General features: G+C 71.3%; 12 protein-coding genes and 1 pseudogene. 4 read left to right on the top strand and 9 right to left on the bottom strand.

Features of this window, described 5'->3' with window-relative positions:
* The first annotated feature begins 35 nt into the window (after nt 1-35).
* The 3 genes from PKE99_RS15935 (at nt 36) to PKE99_RS15945 (ending at nt 4,199) form a co-directional block, all read left to right on the top strand.
* Complete coding sequence (locus tag PKE99_RS15935) at nt 36-959, top strand: glycosyltransferase family protein (RefSeq protein ID WP_156067598.1); 924 nt, start codon at nt 36-38, stop codon at nt 957-959.
* 86 nt (nt 960-1,045) lie between these two features.
* Nucleotides 1,046-2,269 carry a glycosyl hydrolase gene (locus PKE99_RS15940; RefSeq protein WP_037045795.1) on the top strand — a complete coding sequence of 408 codons (1,224 nt, stop codon included), beginning with the start codon at nt 1,046-1,048 and terminating at the stop codon, nt 2,267-2,269.
* A 553-nt stretch (nt 2,270-2,822) separates the two neighbouring features.
* Complete coding sequence (locus PKE99_RS15945; protein ID WP_051737434.1) at nt 2,823-4,199, top strand: glutamate-1-semialdehyde 2,1-aminomutase; 1,377 nt, start codon at nt 2,823-2,825, stop codon at nt 4,197-4,199.
* Between the two features lie 15 nt (nt 4,200-4,214).
* On the opposite strand, the gene PKE99_RS39600 is transcribed toward PKE99_RS15945, so the two are convergent.
* The 3 genes and pseudogenes from PKE99_RS39600 to PKE99_RS15960 all read right to left on the bottom strand — a co-directional run bounded on the left by PKE99_RS39600 (nt 4,215) and on the right by PKE99_RS15960 (nt 5,863).
* A complete protein-coding gene (locus PKE99_RS39600; protein WP_231498212.1) occupies nt 4,215-4,931 on the bottom strand; it encodes an NAD(P)-binding class I SAM-dependent methyltransferase in 717 nt (238 codons plus the stop codon).
* 222 nt (nt 4,932-5,153) lie between these two features.
* A pseudogene (locus PKE99_RS39605) lies at nt 5,154-5,360 on the bottom strand (hypothetical protein); the annotation flags it as partial.
* An 86-nt stretch (nt 5,361-5,446) separates the two neighbouring features.
* Nucleotides 5,447-5,863: an ester cyclase gene (locus PKE99_RS15960; RefSeq protein ID WP_197040629.1), complete on the bottom strand. Its 417-nt coding sequence runs from the start codon at nt 5,861-5,863 to the stop codon at nt 5,447-5,449.
* Between the two features lie 127 nt (nt 5,864-5,990).
* On the opposite strand from PKE99_RS15960, the gene PKE99_RS15965 reads away from it, so the two are divergent.
* Nucleotides 5,991-6,632 (top strand): response regulator, encoded by a 642-nt coding sequence (locus PKE99_RS15965; RefSeq protein ID WP_037045797.1) that lies wholly within the window; start codon nt 5,991-5,993, stop codon nt 6,630-6,632.
* Between the two features lie 6 nt (nt 6,633-6,638).
* On the opposite strand, the gene PKE99_RS15970 is transcribed toward PKE99_RS15965, so the two are convergent.
* From PKE99_RS15970 to aepY, 6 genes are all read right to left on the bottom strand, one after another.
* A complete protein-coding gene (locus PKE99_RS15970; protein ID WP_051737436.1) occupies nt 6,639-7,370 on the bottom strand; it encodes a glycosyltransferase family 2 protein in 732 nt (243 codons plus the stop codon).
* Nucleotides 7,371-7,523: 153 nt separating this feature from the next.
* Complete coding sequence (locus PKE99_RS15975) at nt 7,524-8,588, bottom strand: GNAT family N-acetyltransferase (RefSeq protein ID WP_037045798.1); 1,065 nt, start codon at nt 8,586-8,588, stop codon at nt 7,524-7,526.
* A complete protein-coding gene (locus tag PKE99_RS15980; RefSeq protein WP_197040630.1) occupies nt 8,585-9,655 on the bottom strand; it encodes a 2-aminoethylphosphonate aminotransferase in 1,071 nt (356 codons plus the stop codon). Before PKE99_RS15980 ends, PKE99_RS15975 begins: the two co-directional genes overlap by 4 nt.
* Complete coding sequence (locus PKE99_RS15985; RefSeq protein WP_197040631.1) at nt 9,652-10,425, bottom strand: phosphocholine cytidylyltransferase family protein; 774 nt, start codon at nt 10,423-10,425, stop codon at nt 9,652-9,654. Before PKE99_RS15985 ends, PKE99_RS15980 begins: the two co-directional genes overlap by 4 nt.
* On the bottom strand, nt 10,412-11,662 hold the full coding sequence (locus PKE99_RS15990; protein ID WP_156067603.1) for an MATE family efflux transporter: 1,251 nt from the start codon (nt 11,660-11,662) through the stop codon (nt 10,412-10,414). Before PKE99_RS15990 ends, PKE99_RS15985 begins: the two co-directional genes overlap by 14 nt.
* Nucleotides 11,662-12,849, bottom strand: a complete 1,188-nt coding sequence (gene aepY, locus PKE99_RS15995; RefSeq protein ID WP_037045801.1) for a phosphonopyruvate decarboxylase — start codon at nt 12,847-12,849, stop codon at nt 11,662-11,664. The genes PKE99_RS15990 and aepY overlap by 1 nt, the downstream gene beginning before the upstream one ends.
* Nucleotides 12,850-12,860: the final 11 nt, after the last annotated feature.

The raw sequence follows: 12,860 nt of genomic DNA on the forward strand, positions 1-12,860 counted from the left end.
ACGCCACGCACCTCCGACCGGCGGGAACCAGGTTCGTGACACTTCCGCAGGCAGCCTCGCGACGGGAGGTCCTCGACTCGGCACTGAGGTGGGCGACCGCTGCCTCGGCACGGCTGCTCGTCGTGCCGGACGGGGACAAGTACGTGGTTCCCCTCCTGCGGCGAAGACCCGTCCTGCGGCGTACCCGGCCCGAGATCCGGCTGCTGATGATGAGAACGGCGACCATCGGGGGGCCGGAGGGGCTGCGCCCCACGACGGCCGTCAAGCCGCTGCTCGTCCAGATGCTTCGGCGCCTGCCCGGTGTGCGGGTGCTGTTCCTGACCGACGCCATGGGGGTGATCGAGCGTCGCCGCGGCTACCCGGGTCTGCCGCCGGTGCGGGACCCGGTGCCTCGATCGGAGGCGGACGCACCTCGGCGACCGGAGTGGCTACCGCCGGAGGGCGCTGACACGGTCGTGGGCCTGTTCGGCGTCGTCAGCGCCAGGAAAAACCTACCGCTCCTGGTACAGGCGGTCGCCGAGCTCCCGCACGTGGTCCTCGTCGTGGCCGGCCACCTCGCGCCAAACGTGCGGCGGTTCGTCGAGACCGACCCCACGGCCGTCAGCCTGTGCGCCGAGGACCGGATGAGGCTGGTCGACCGGTTCTTGGATCCGGACGAGTACGGTGCCGGGCTGTCCGCGGTGGATGTCGTCGCACTCCTGCACGACAACGACGCGCCGAGTGGCGTCCTCGGCGAGGCCTGCACACGGGGTACACCAGTGCTGGTGCCGCAGGGAGGATGGCTCGAGCGGGTGGTCGAAGCGACCGGCGTCGGCGCCGCCGTTCCGATGACGGTCGCCGGGGTGTGCGCCGGGATGACCCGGATCATGGAGGACCGGTGGGAGTACGTCGAGGCGGCGCGGGCATGGTCCGCGACCGTCGGGACGGACGACTTCAGGAACCGGCTCCTCGGCCCGTGAATGGGCACGCGGCGATCCCACGGGCACCCTGCCGGAGCGGCTAGGCTCGGAACGTGCCTACCCGGCGACCCAGGCGTCACGGACAGGTGTCGCAGCGCCGCTGGCCGCGTCGCCTTCTCCGCTACGGAGCGATTGCGATCGCGGGTCTCGTTGTCTGTGGGCTCGCGCTCTTCGCCCTCCGGCCCGAGAGCCGTCCGCCGAGCCCACAGCCGCCGGCGGGCCACGCCTCAGCGTGCACCAACAGCGACGGGACCGCCTGCCCCTCTTCGTACTTCACTGGGCCGCTCGGCAACGACAATCTGGTTCCAGGGCGGACGGGCGCGTTCCTCATCGAGTACTACGCTGGTGTGGGGGTCGAGTGGCCACAGGCACAGATGGCCATCCGTCAACGCCAGCAGGACCTCGGGCGGACGTTCGATGGCATCCAGATCGAGTACGGCAATAACGGCTACTGGGACGGCGTCTACGGGATCTACGACCCAGAGGATTTCACGCCACGCCGTGAGCAGTGGATCATCGATAATGGTTCGTTCCCGGTCGTGAGCTGGACACCGGGCTACACGATCAGTCAGATGAACAGCGGCGCCGCGGACGAGATCTGGCGCAAGGCGGCGCAGTACTTCGCCTCCTTTGCGCCGCACCGAATCATGCTCCGGCCGTTCGTCGAGTTCAACTGGCCGACCTCGGTGACGAGTGCTGTTCCCGGGCCCGAGAACGGCGGTGTGAACAGTTGCGGCGAGCCGTTCGTGCAGGCCTGGCGGCACATGGTGGACGTCTTCCGCGAGAACGACGCGACAAATGTCGGCTTCTGGTTCACTCCCGAGGAGGGTGCGGATCGCGAATGCGCTTTGGACTCGTATCCTGGTGACGCCTATGTCGACTGGGTTGGCTCGGATCGATACAATCGGTGTCCCCTCAGCGACGAATCATGCTACTCAAGCCCCTTGCGGCCGGGTCCGGCCACTTTCTCGGAGCTCTTCGGATATCGCGGGACATGTGCCGATGAGATGCCGTGCAAGACGAATATGCACGACACTTTCGGTCCGCGGAAGCCTTTTGTCGTGGGCGAGGTGGGAACCATCTACGACGTGCACGACTCCCGCTTCAAGGGCGACTTCTATCGCACATTGCCGGAGGACGCCAGGGAGCTTCGGTATCTCCGAGGTGTGGCCTTCTTCGATGCCGACGTGAGCGCGATCGAAGGCGCTGACGCGAACTGGCGGGTGGATTTTCCGCAGTCCGACCCGGACCCGTATCAAGGCTTCGCCTCGATGGCGAGGGACGCTTGGTTCTCGACGCAGCACGGCTAGTCCGCGGTCACGTGCCATATGCTGACGATGAGCACGAGGGGGCGGTCGGGCAGACTTGCGCGGCAGGAGACCGATCGCGTCCCCGAGGAGATACGAGCTGATGCCCAGGAGACGCGCGACCGGGAGTCCGGCGGCCTCACCGGAGAGTCGCGACCGAGGGTGATGACGACCGTACTGACGTGGATCGGGGTGTGGTGCGCGGGCGCCCTCGTAGTGGGCCTGGTGCTCGGTCTCGGCCTTCGCCGGCTCGCGCAACGCGACCCGGGCGAGAGCGAATTCGAACAGCGACCACCATCCGCATCTCACCGGTCACAGACTTCACCAGCGGCCATCCACTGCCGTCACAACCCGGCGGGCGAGTGCGACACTTGTGCCGGCCGGCCTGAGCAGGGCACGCGGTAGGCGGCCACCCGAGGTGCGGGTAACGCGGGTGCTGCTGCACGCGAGCCAGCATCCGACTCCGCGATGCTCATCCCGACCCGGTCGGCACCGCGGTGGAACGGGACGAGTTCCGTCCCGAGATCGCGCGGACGTCCAGCTCACCGGGGAGAAGATGACCAACACCTTTTCCGATCAGTCGGCCCAAATCGGCGTGCGGGTTCAGTCCGCCGCGAGTGAATCCACGGCCTTACCGCGGCTGCGTCGCTCCGCCGAGCTCAATGAGCGCCTCCACCGTTTGATCCCAGGAGGCGCGCACACGTATGCCAAGGGCGACGACCAATTCCCTGATGGCATGGCGCCCGTGATCTCCCGCGGACACGGCGCACATGTCTGGGACGTCGATGGCAACCGCTACGTCGAGTACGGCTCAGGCCTGCGCTCGGTAGTACTCGGCCACGCGCATCCTCGAGTCCTGAGCGCGGTACGAGCGCAGCTCGACCACGGGGCGAACTTCGTTCGGCCGAGCGTCATCGAGGCGGAGGCCGCCGAGCGGTTCTTGGCGACGGTGCCTACAGCGGAGATGGTCAAGTTCACGAAGAACGGTTCGGATGCGACCACGGCAGCTGTGCGGCTCGCGCGGGCCCACACGAGGCGCTCCGTTGTCGCGATCTGCCGGGACCAGCCGTTTTTCTCCACCGACGACTGGTTCATCGGGACGACGCAGATGACGGCGGGCATTCCGGCGCAGTCCACGTTGTCATTCCCATATGGGGACTTGCCCGCCCTGTCGGATCTGCTCGACCTGCACGGGTCCGACATCGCCTGCCTGGTCATGGAGGCGGCCACGGTGACCGAGCCGCCGGCGGGCTATCTGGAGGGCGTGCGGGCGCTGGCCGATCACCACGGTTGCCTACTCGTCCTGGACGAGATGATCACCGGCTTCCGGTGGGCGGCCTCCGGGGCACAGGGCCTCTACGGAATCGTGCCCGACCTGTCCACTTTCGGGAAGGCTCTGGGGAACGGCTTTGCCGTCTCTGCGCTCGCGGGTCGACGCGAAATCATGGAGCGTGGCGGACTTCGCTCTCCTGACGAACGTGTCTTCCTGCTATCCACAACCCATGGGGCCGAGACGCACGCGCTTGCGGCAGCGATGGCGGTCATGGACGCGTGTGTGGAGGAGGGCGTGATCGCTCGCCTCCACCAGCTCGGAGATCGACTTCGCGCAGGGGTTCACGAGGTGGCCGCCGCTGCAGGGGTCGGCGAACAGGTCGTCGTCCGCGGGCGTGCCAGCAACCTCGTCTTCGCCACGTTGGACCACCACGGCAATCCGTCGCAGGAGTTCCGGACGCTCTTCCTGCGCGAACTGCTGCTCGGCGGGGTATTGGCGCCATCGTTCGTTGTCAGCGCCGCCCTCACCGATTCGGACGTGGACCGGACGGTTGAGGTCGTCGCCGACGCCTGCGCCGTGTACAGAGACGCGCTCGAGGCCGGCGGGCCGGAGAAGTACGCGGGAAGACCGGTCAAGCCGGTCTTCCGGCGCTTTGCCTGAGGGCGCGCTCCTTCTTCACGCGGCGAGGTCCTCGGCCACCACCCAACGACCGCCTGCCGCCTCGATCTGCGGCATCGACCGTCTGACCTCGTCGAGAAGATCCGGAACGAACAGGACGACCGTGTCCGGCCTCGACTCGATCAGCGTCGAGGGCGCGACGATCGCGATTCCGCTGCCGGGCATCCGCCGACCCTCCTTCGCTGGGGATGCATCGCCGACCATCGTCAGCAGGTCGGGGCCGATGCCGGCACGACACAGGAGCGCGACGGCCCGGGAGGCCGCGCTGTAGCCCACGACCTGCCGGCCCATATCCCTCTCCCGGCGTAGGAAGGTGCTCAGCGCCTCGGATGAGGTGACGTACGCGAGCTGCAGGCTACGAGCACGCTGCGGGTCGAGTGCCCCTACACGGATCTCGTCTTGGACGATCTCCTCCACCGAGCGGTCCGGCGCACCGGCACGCGTGGCTCCGAGCAGCACCGTTCCTCCATAGAGGGGATACTGACGGGCGGTGACCGGAACGAGGCCGACCGAGCGCAGCATGCCGATCAGTGCAGAGGTGGAGTAGTAGGCGAAGTGGCCGTGGCGCAGAGCGTTCCACTGGCCACGGTGAAGGATCGTTGCGAACGAGTGGTACTGGAAGAAGAGTGTGCCGTCCGGAGCGAGGCTCTCCACCCGTCGGCGTAACGCTGCGGCCTGATCCGGCTCGTGCATCATCCCGATGTTGTCGATCACAACGTCTGCTGGCTCCCCGGCAGCCGCGACCTGGAGTCCGTGTCCCCGCAGGAGGTCCTCCCACCTGCCACCGTGAGGACTCCCGAACTCGCGCATCAACCGTGCACCCGTGAGGAAGCCGGCCGTGGAGAGCGCCCCGACCGCCTCTTCGGCCTGCCGCGCCAGTGCCTCTGGCTCCTGCCCGCGGGGCTCCTCCGCGGTCGTCGAGTCTTCGACGAGCTGTGCGAGGCGACAGTTTCCACAAAGCCAGAGGGACAGCGGATGAAGGACATCGGGTCCGGGGTCGGAGACGAGCGGGAAGGAGTCGCTCGCGGGTTGACGACCGGCGTCGAGGATGACTTCTCCCGTGGTGTGTCGACAGAAGCGGCAATTCATCCCATGCACCTCAACAGCGAGCGATGTCGGGAGTCTCGGCTTCCATCCGGCCATCGTTACGGCCCACGGACCATGCGGGTCGAGCAGCACGGTCAGGCGCAGCTGCCCCGTGCATCCCGGGCGTGATCACTCCCCGCGCGTCAGCTCATGAGGCCGAGCTGGGTCAGCATGTCCAGCTGGTCGAAGTAGAGGGTGTGGCCCGTGATCACGCCGTTCTCCACGAGGTAGAGCCCGCAGAAGGGGACACGGACCGGCTTGCCCGTGGCCTCGATCATCTGCCCGTCGGGTGTCGGGAGGGGGCCGGTGTGGGTGCCCTCGAAGACCGCCTCGAGGAGGACCTGACCGTTCTGACCGAAGAGTCGGCGCTCGACGACGCGGTTGTCGGGGAATCCGTTCTGGTAGCCGCCCCAGAACATGTGGGCGCCGTCGAGGCCCTCGAGGTGCACGCCGCCAGGGACGTCGAAGACCGACTTGTCCGAGTAGTGTGCCAGCCAGCCGTCGAGATTCCGGCTGTTCCAGGCCTCGAACTCGTTCCGGACCAGCTGCACGTCGTCCATCGTCAGCACCTCGTCTCGCAGGGGAGACCAGGGTCCTCCTCGCCGGGCGTCCTGTCGCTGCGCAGAACTGCGTACGCGTAACGGACTGCTCACCGTCGGCGAATTCCGGGCCGGGAGAGGAGGCGCCGTGCTCGCGGACATCACCGGGCTGATCGGGGTGTTGATCTGGCCGGCGCTCGTGCTCGTCGTGGTCGTGCTGTTCCGGAAGCCGCTGACCAACCTCCTGTCCGGGTCGCTGACGGTGAAGGGGCCGGGCGGGCTGGAGATCTCGGCGTCGAGCAGGCAGCAGGCCGCGACCGCGCTGACCCAGGCCACGGTGGCCAAGGGGGCGCCGCCGATGGACCAGAAGGCGGCACTGGACCGCGTCGACGACGCCGCGCGGACGTTGCAGGACGTCGGGGGCCGGGCCCGGTTGCTGTGGGTCGACGACCATCCCAGCGGCAACCGGCACGAGGCGACGGCGCTGGAGGCCGTCGGCATCGACGTCGAGCTCAGCCCGTCGACCGAGGACGCCCTGGAGCGCACACAGCGCAACCGGTACGACGTGATCGTCTCTGATATGGAGCGCCTGCAGCACCCGCAGGCGGGCTACGACCTGCTGCAGAAGCTGCGGTCGTCGGGTGTGCACACCCCGTTCATCGTCTATGCCCCGACCGGGCGGCCGGAGCGCTTCGACGAGGCGGTGCAGCACGGGGCCGACGGGTGGGCGGACACACCCGAGCAGCTCATGCAGATGGTGCTCGCCGCCGTGCGGCGGGAGCGGAGCTGACTCGGGTCAGGAGCGGTCGTAGGCCTGCCTGACGACGCCGTCGACCGACGAGCGGGGTGCGGGCACGGTTCCAGCGGGGGCGGACCGGCGCTCCGCGAACAACGCCCTGACCAGCCGCGAGTTCTCGGCCAGCGAGTTCGTCGGGTACGGCTGGTGCCACGGCGCCGCCCGGATGCCCGGGACCTCGTACACGGCCAGTCCCTCCTGGGCCGCACGGGCGGCCAGGAGGAGCTCGAAGCCGGCGGCGTGCCGGGTGAGGTCGGGTAGCCCGAGCCGGGGAAGGGTCGAGCGACGGAGGGCCGTCACGCCGCACCACGGATCCGTGACGCGCGTGCCGAGACGGGCGGAGGCGACGGCCGCGAGGGCGGCGTCGGCCACCGAACGCCGGGCGGGGCGCGAGCCCCTGGCCACGTCGAAGTCGTCGAGGGCCATGACCATCCGGGGGACCTCGGTCGGGCAGGTGGACCCGTCGGCGTCGAGCAGGACGAGCGCGTCGCCGCGGGCCGCGTGCATACCCGCGACCATGCTGGTCCCGCGGTTCCACCCCTGCGTGACGACCCGGGAGTCCGGCCGGACGCGGCGGACGGTGTCGAGCGTGTCGTCGACCGAGCCGCCGTCGGAGACCACCACCTCGTACCCGGGGTCCAGCTCCGTGAGGAGGCGTTCGACGTTGCGGCGCTCGTTGAGCGTCGGGACGACCACCGAGACCGCCGGCCGCGCAGTGCCCGAACCGTGCATGTCGTCACTCCCCACGTCGGCAGCGCCCGACCGCCACGGGCGCAGGGACGGTGACGTCGCACCGACCCGTATCGCGCCTATCGACGCCGAAGCGACACGCGTTACACAAGGTCCACTTCTGTAAACCGGCGAACGGCGCGCAGCGGACCAGCCTCACATCTCGCCGAGCCCTGCCACCCGCTTGACCAGCGCCTCCGCTCGGATGCGGGCTTCGTGACCAAGGCGGGCGGGCAGGCGACGGGCGCGCAGCTCGTGGGTGTGGTGGAGCGTGGCGCCGAGCTTGGTCTTGAAGGCCGCGAGCGCGGAGTCCGGGTGCGCGCCGCCCATGTCGTACCAGTGGCGCCCCTGGTCGCAGGCGTCCTCGATCGCGAGGCGGTGCAGCAGGTCGTTGGCCCGCAGCGGGGTCGCGACGTCCTTGTCCATCGCGCCGCGCCAGTACTTCGCGTGCCCGCCCGCGCTCAGCACGATGATCACCGCGACCGGTTCGCCGTCCCGGCGGGCGACCCAGGTCGCGCAGTCCTTGCCGAACGCGGCGGCGACGAGCGCGACCTGCGCCGGGGTGGAGCTGACCCGGCTCATCCGCCACCGGCTGAGCCACACCGGCTCACCCTCGGTCGCGGCGCGGCGGTGGACCGAGCGCTCGTGCAGCTCGTCGTAGACGTGGGCGAGCCGGCCGGTGCGGTCGACCTCCACCTCGACGCCGAGCTTCTCGGCCTTGCGCATCGCCGTCCGTGCCGTCCCGCGGAAGCGCCGCGACCACACCTCGTCGAACCCGCCGGCGAGGTCCAGCAGGTAGCTGCCACCCGCCTCCACGGCGTACCCGGCACGGGATGCCGCGGAGAGCCAGGCCGGGTCGGCCTCCGGGCGCAGCGTCACCTCGGTCGACAACGTCCCGCGGTGGGCGGCGTCCCGCCACACGAACTCCGCCTCGTCGACCGTGATCCGGCCGTCCGTGCTGATCGGACCGCCCGTGCCCCAGATCTGCGGCCAGCTCGAGACCACCCTCGCGGCCGCCGCCGACCGGCGTCGCCGGACCAGGGGGAGCACGACCTGCCGTCCGGACGGAAAGGCGTAGTGCACACTCGCGTCCGCGAAGCGGCCGTCGGCGAGGACGGCCTCCCGCCACGGCAACGACTGCCCGACGACGGCCGCCTCGTCCGTCTCGAGCACCGACCGCCACAGCGTGGTCGGCACCGGGGAGGTGACGCGAGGCGTCACGAGAACGTCTTCGTCAGGGCTCCGACCAAGCGCTCGACGTCCGCGTCGTGCAGGTCCCCCATGGTCGAGATCCGGAAGATCGACTTGGCGAGCTTGCCCTGACCGGCGTAGATCACGAAGCCCTCGTCCTTGAGCCCGTCGTGGAGGTCGGTGTAGGTGACGCTGTCGGGCAGCCGGTACGAGCGCAGGACGACCGAGCTCGTGCCGGCCGGCAGCAGGGGCGCGACGCCGACCCGCCGCAGGCCCTCGCCCGCGGCGTCGGCGTAGCGGGCGTAGCGCGCGTGCCGCTCGCGCCACCCGCCTTCCTCCCGCAGCTCCGCCAGCGCCTCGACCAGCGCGTACAGGCTCTGCACGGCCGGGGTGAAGGGCGTGTTCCGCTGGTCCTGCAGCGTGGCCAGCCGGGTCAGGTCCAGGTAGTAGGCCCGCTGCGCCGCCGAGGCGAGCGCCGCGCGCCGCACCACGGCGAACGCGATGCCGGGGACACCGTGCAGGCACTTGTTGGCCGTGCCGGCGACGGCGTCGATCGGCAGGCCGAAGTCGATCTCCTCGCCGCCGAAGCTGCTGACCCCGTCGACGAGCAGCCGCACGCCGTGCGCCCGACACACCGCGCCGATCGCGGCGAGATCCGTGAGCCGGCCGGTCGTGGTCTCGTGCTGGACGACGGCGACGTGCGTCACCGCCGGGGACCCGGCCAGCCGCGCCGCGAGGGCGTCGAGATCGGGCCCCGCGAGCCAGTCCCCGGCCAGCGTCTCGTGGGCGATCCCGTGGCACTCCGCGATCGCGGTCATCCGCTCGCCGTAGACCCCGTTCTCCAGCACCAGCAGCCGGCCGTCCGCCGGCACCACGGACGCGACCATGCTCTCCACCGCCGCGGTGCCCGATCCGGTGAGCAGCACGGCGGCCCACTCCGCGGGATCCAGGTCGTAGACCGCGAGCAGCCCGGCCCGGGCCGCGTCCTGCAGGTCGAAGAACTCGGGCTCACGGTGGCAGAGGTCGGGTCCGAGCAGGCTCTCCCGCACGCGCGGCGACAGCGTGACGGGGCCGGGGTTCAGCAGGAACACGGTCACACCTCGAGGCTCAGGCGGGGGAGCACGTCCGCGCGGGCGCGCTCGACGTCGTGCGGGAAGTCGATCTCGGTCCAGGGGGCGCCGGTGACGTCGACCGCGGCGAACAGGTGCTCGCCCGCCCGCAGCAGGTCCCGCACCGCGTCCTCGTGCGGCAGCGCCGCGCCGCCGGCCACGACGCTCGCCCGCACGATCCCGGCGAGCGCGGCGGCGGCCGCCTCGCCGAGGCGGAAGAAGCCGACGGACTCGCCGACGGTGTCGTGCGGCAGGTCGGGATCCGGCTGTTTGGCGAGGTCGACGGGCACCCCGTCCCGCAGCAGCACCTTGACCGGTTCCTCGCCGGGCTCGAAGTCCCGGTCGACGAGCAGGGCGTTCGCCGACGGCGCGTGGACGAGAGGGGCCAGGACGCGCGCGTCGCACAGCACGTCCGCGTCCATGAGCAGGACGGACCCGCCCGCGGTGAGCTGCGGCCCCACCACGTCGACGGTGAGCATGCTGCCGAGCTCGTAGCGCTCGTTCACGACGAGCGTGGGCCGCGGCAGGTCGAGGCGGTCGACCTCGCGCTCGATCTCCTCGTGGGCGAACCCCGTCGCGACCACCACCTCCGGCACCCCGCAGGCCTTCAGCTCGCGGAGCTGACGTTCGAGCAGCGTCATGCCGCCGAACTCCAGCAGGCACTTCGGCCCGGGCCGGGTCTCGACGTCGAGCCGCTGCCCGCGGCCGGCGGCGAGGATCACCGCTCGCTTCACGTCGTCGGGCTCACTCGTCCTCACGGACACCTCCGGGGGTACGGGTGCCGCTGCGGGCGGCCATGACGAACAGGACCGCGGTGGACAGGACCAGGAGCCCGGCCGCGGTCCACGCGTAGAGGATCAGCTCGTGCCGGGTCAGCACGAGCACGCACACGACGGCGACGACCGGGGCCGACACCGCGCGGACCGTCACCAGCAGCCCGCTGGCCCCCGAGGTCAGCATGGTCAGCGTGGCCGCCCGCCCCAACGCGGACGCCGCGGCGTACACCGCGACCGCGAGTGCGACCGGGGCCGCGATCGCCCAGGAGTCGCCGACGAGGGCCTGGCCCACCGGGACCGGCACGAACGTCAGGGCCAGCCCGATCGCGAGGGCGAGCCCGGCGACGGCGCCGAACGGGCGGGCCGCCCACCAGACCTTCCGCGCGGGCGTGAGCGGGAGGTCGCGCATCTTCGGGAGCACCGTCATGCTCAGCGCGATCGCGAGCGTGCTGATCGGACCCAGTGCCGACTGGGCGAGGCGGAGGCCGCCGAGCGCCTGGGCAGACAGGAACACCGCGGTGAGCAGGGTGAGGAGCTGGTCGAGGCCGGTCGAGATCACGTAGTCGCCGGCGAGGTTGGCGCTGACCCGTCGCGGCCACGGCCGGCGCCAGCTGGTCCACCGCGACGACCACGGAGGCAGGACGACGAGGCAGGCGGCCCACGGCCCCGCGCCGAGCCCGAGGATGGTCACCAGCGGACCGAGGCCCAGGGCCAGCGCGGTCCCGACCCAGCCGATGGTCACCACACCGGCGACGAGGTCCCCGGGCAGGAGCCGCAGGTAGGCGGAGCGTCCCTGGTAGTGCATTCGTACGGCGTCCCAGTACAGGCACCCCGGCAGGACGAGGCCGGTGCCCAGGACGACGGTCCGCAGCTCCCCGGAGAGGAGCAGGGCTCCCAGCAGCCCGACGAGCAGCGCCCCGGCCCCGAAGAGCAGCTCCAGCCGGCGCACCTCCGCGACCGGGCGGGTCGGGTCGACCGTGCGGTCCGCGACGATGGGGGTGAGGACGGTGGCCTGCGCGACGCCGACGCAGAACAGCACGGCCAGCTGCGCCGAGGCGAACAGGCCGAACGCCGCCGGTGGCAGGGAGCGCGACGCGAGCACGACGACGGCCAGGCTCGTGAGGGCGACGAGGGCCTGGTTGGGTGCGGCGGTCTGCGCCAGCCGGGCCACCGGGCGGGGCAGGCGCGCGAGGAGGTGCGGAGCCGGGGCCTCCGGCATCACCGGCCCGGCTCCGCCGCGGACGGCTCCGCGACCCGCTCGGCGAGGTGGGACATCAGGCGGCGGGCGACCTCGGGGGGCGTGACCGTCGGCCGGGGGAGGTCCTTCGGCGTCCCGGTCCCGATCCGCAGGCGCGCGAAGCGGGGCCCCTCGGCCGCGGGCGCCTCGAGCAGGGCGTCGACCAGGCCGGGATCGTCCCCCTCCAGGGCCACGGGGTAGCCGCAGGCGGCGGCGACGCCGGCGAACGACACGTTCGGTGACACGGTGGCCTGGCCGCCCGTCGACTCGTGCGCGCCGTTGTCCAGCAGCAGGTGGGTGAGGTTGGGCGGGCCGTACGTGCCGAGCGTGGCGAACGCGCCCATCCGCATCAGGGCGGCGCCGTCCCCGTCGAGGGCGACCACGTGCACGTCCGGCCGAGCCAGGGCCAGGCCGAGGGCGAGCAGCGCCACACAGCCCATCGAGCCGACCATGTAGAGCTGGTGGGGCCGGTCGGCGAGCGCGTAGAGCTCGCGGCCGCAGTAGCCCGTGGAGGCCAGCACCACGGTCGAGTCCTCGGGCGTCCGGTCGATCACCCGCTGCAGTGCCTCCCGCCGGGTCGGCAGGGCTCCGGCGGGAGCGCAGGCCGCCTCCGGTGCCGGGGCGGCGCCGGGCACGCCCGGCGGGCGCACCCCGTCGCGCAACGCGTACGGGGCGACGGTCCCCTTGTGCATCACCAGCGCGTAGGGGCGCCCGGTGCTGTCCATGTGCGCCACGGCGGCGTCGAGCGCCGGGCCGACGGCCGCGTCCTCGGACGGGAAGTCCGCCCACGGGATCTCCATCGTCTCGAGCATCTGCGGGGTGATCCGCCCCATCAGCTCGTGCTGCGGCTCGTCCGGGTTCCCGGGCTCGCCACGCCAGGTCACGATCAGCAGCTGCGGGAGACGGAAGGTCCAGGTCAGCGAGGTCAGGGGGCTGACCGCGTTGCCCAGCCCGGAGTTCTGCAGCATCGTCACCGCGCGCCCGCCGCCGAGGGTCACGCCGGCGGAGATCGCCACGGCGTCGCCCTCGTTGGCGGCGGACAGGTACTGCAGCCGGTCGGCCTGCAGCACGTAGTTGATGAACGGGGTGAGGTACGAGCAGGGCACGCCGGTGTACCAGGCGAACCCGCGCGCCCGGGCCTCGTCGACGAAGGTCTCGGCGGCGATCACGCGGTGCTCCC

The organism is Pseudonocardia halophobica (assembly GCF_027922425.1).
GTDB classification, from domain to species: domain Bacteria; phylum Actinomycetota; class Actinomycetes; order Mycobacteriales; family Pseudonocardiaceae; genus Pseudonocardia; species Pseudonocardia halophobica.

Bases quoted from the DNA above. Each gene is read 5' to 3' on its own strand.
- PKE99_RS15945 (WP_051737434.1), top strand. From the start codon at position 2,823: ATGACCAACACCTTTTCCGATCAGTCGGCCCAAATCGGCGTGCGGGTT.
- PKE99_RS15960 (WP_197040629.1), bottom strand. From the start codon at position 5,863: ATGGACGACGTGCAGCTGGTCCGGAACGAGTTCGAGGCCTGGAACAGC.
- PKE99_RS15970 (WP_051737436.1), bottom strand. From the start codon at position 7,370: ATGCACGGTTCGGGCACTGCGCGGCCGGCGGTCTCGGTGGTCGTCCCG.
- PKE99_RS15990 (WP_156067603.1), bottom strand. From the start codon at position 11,662: ATGCCGGAGGCCCCGGCTCCGCACCTCCTCGCGCGCCTGCCCCGCCCG.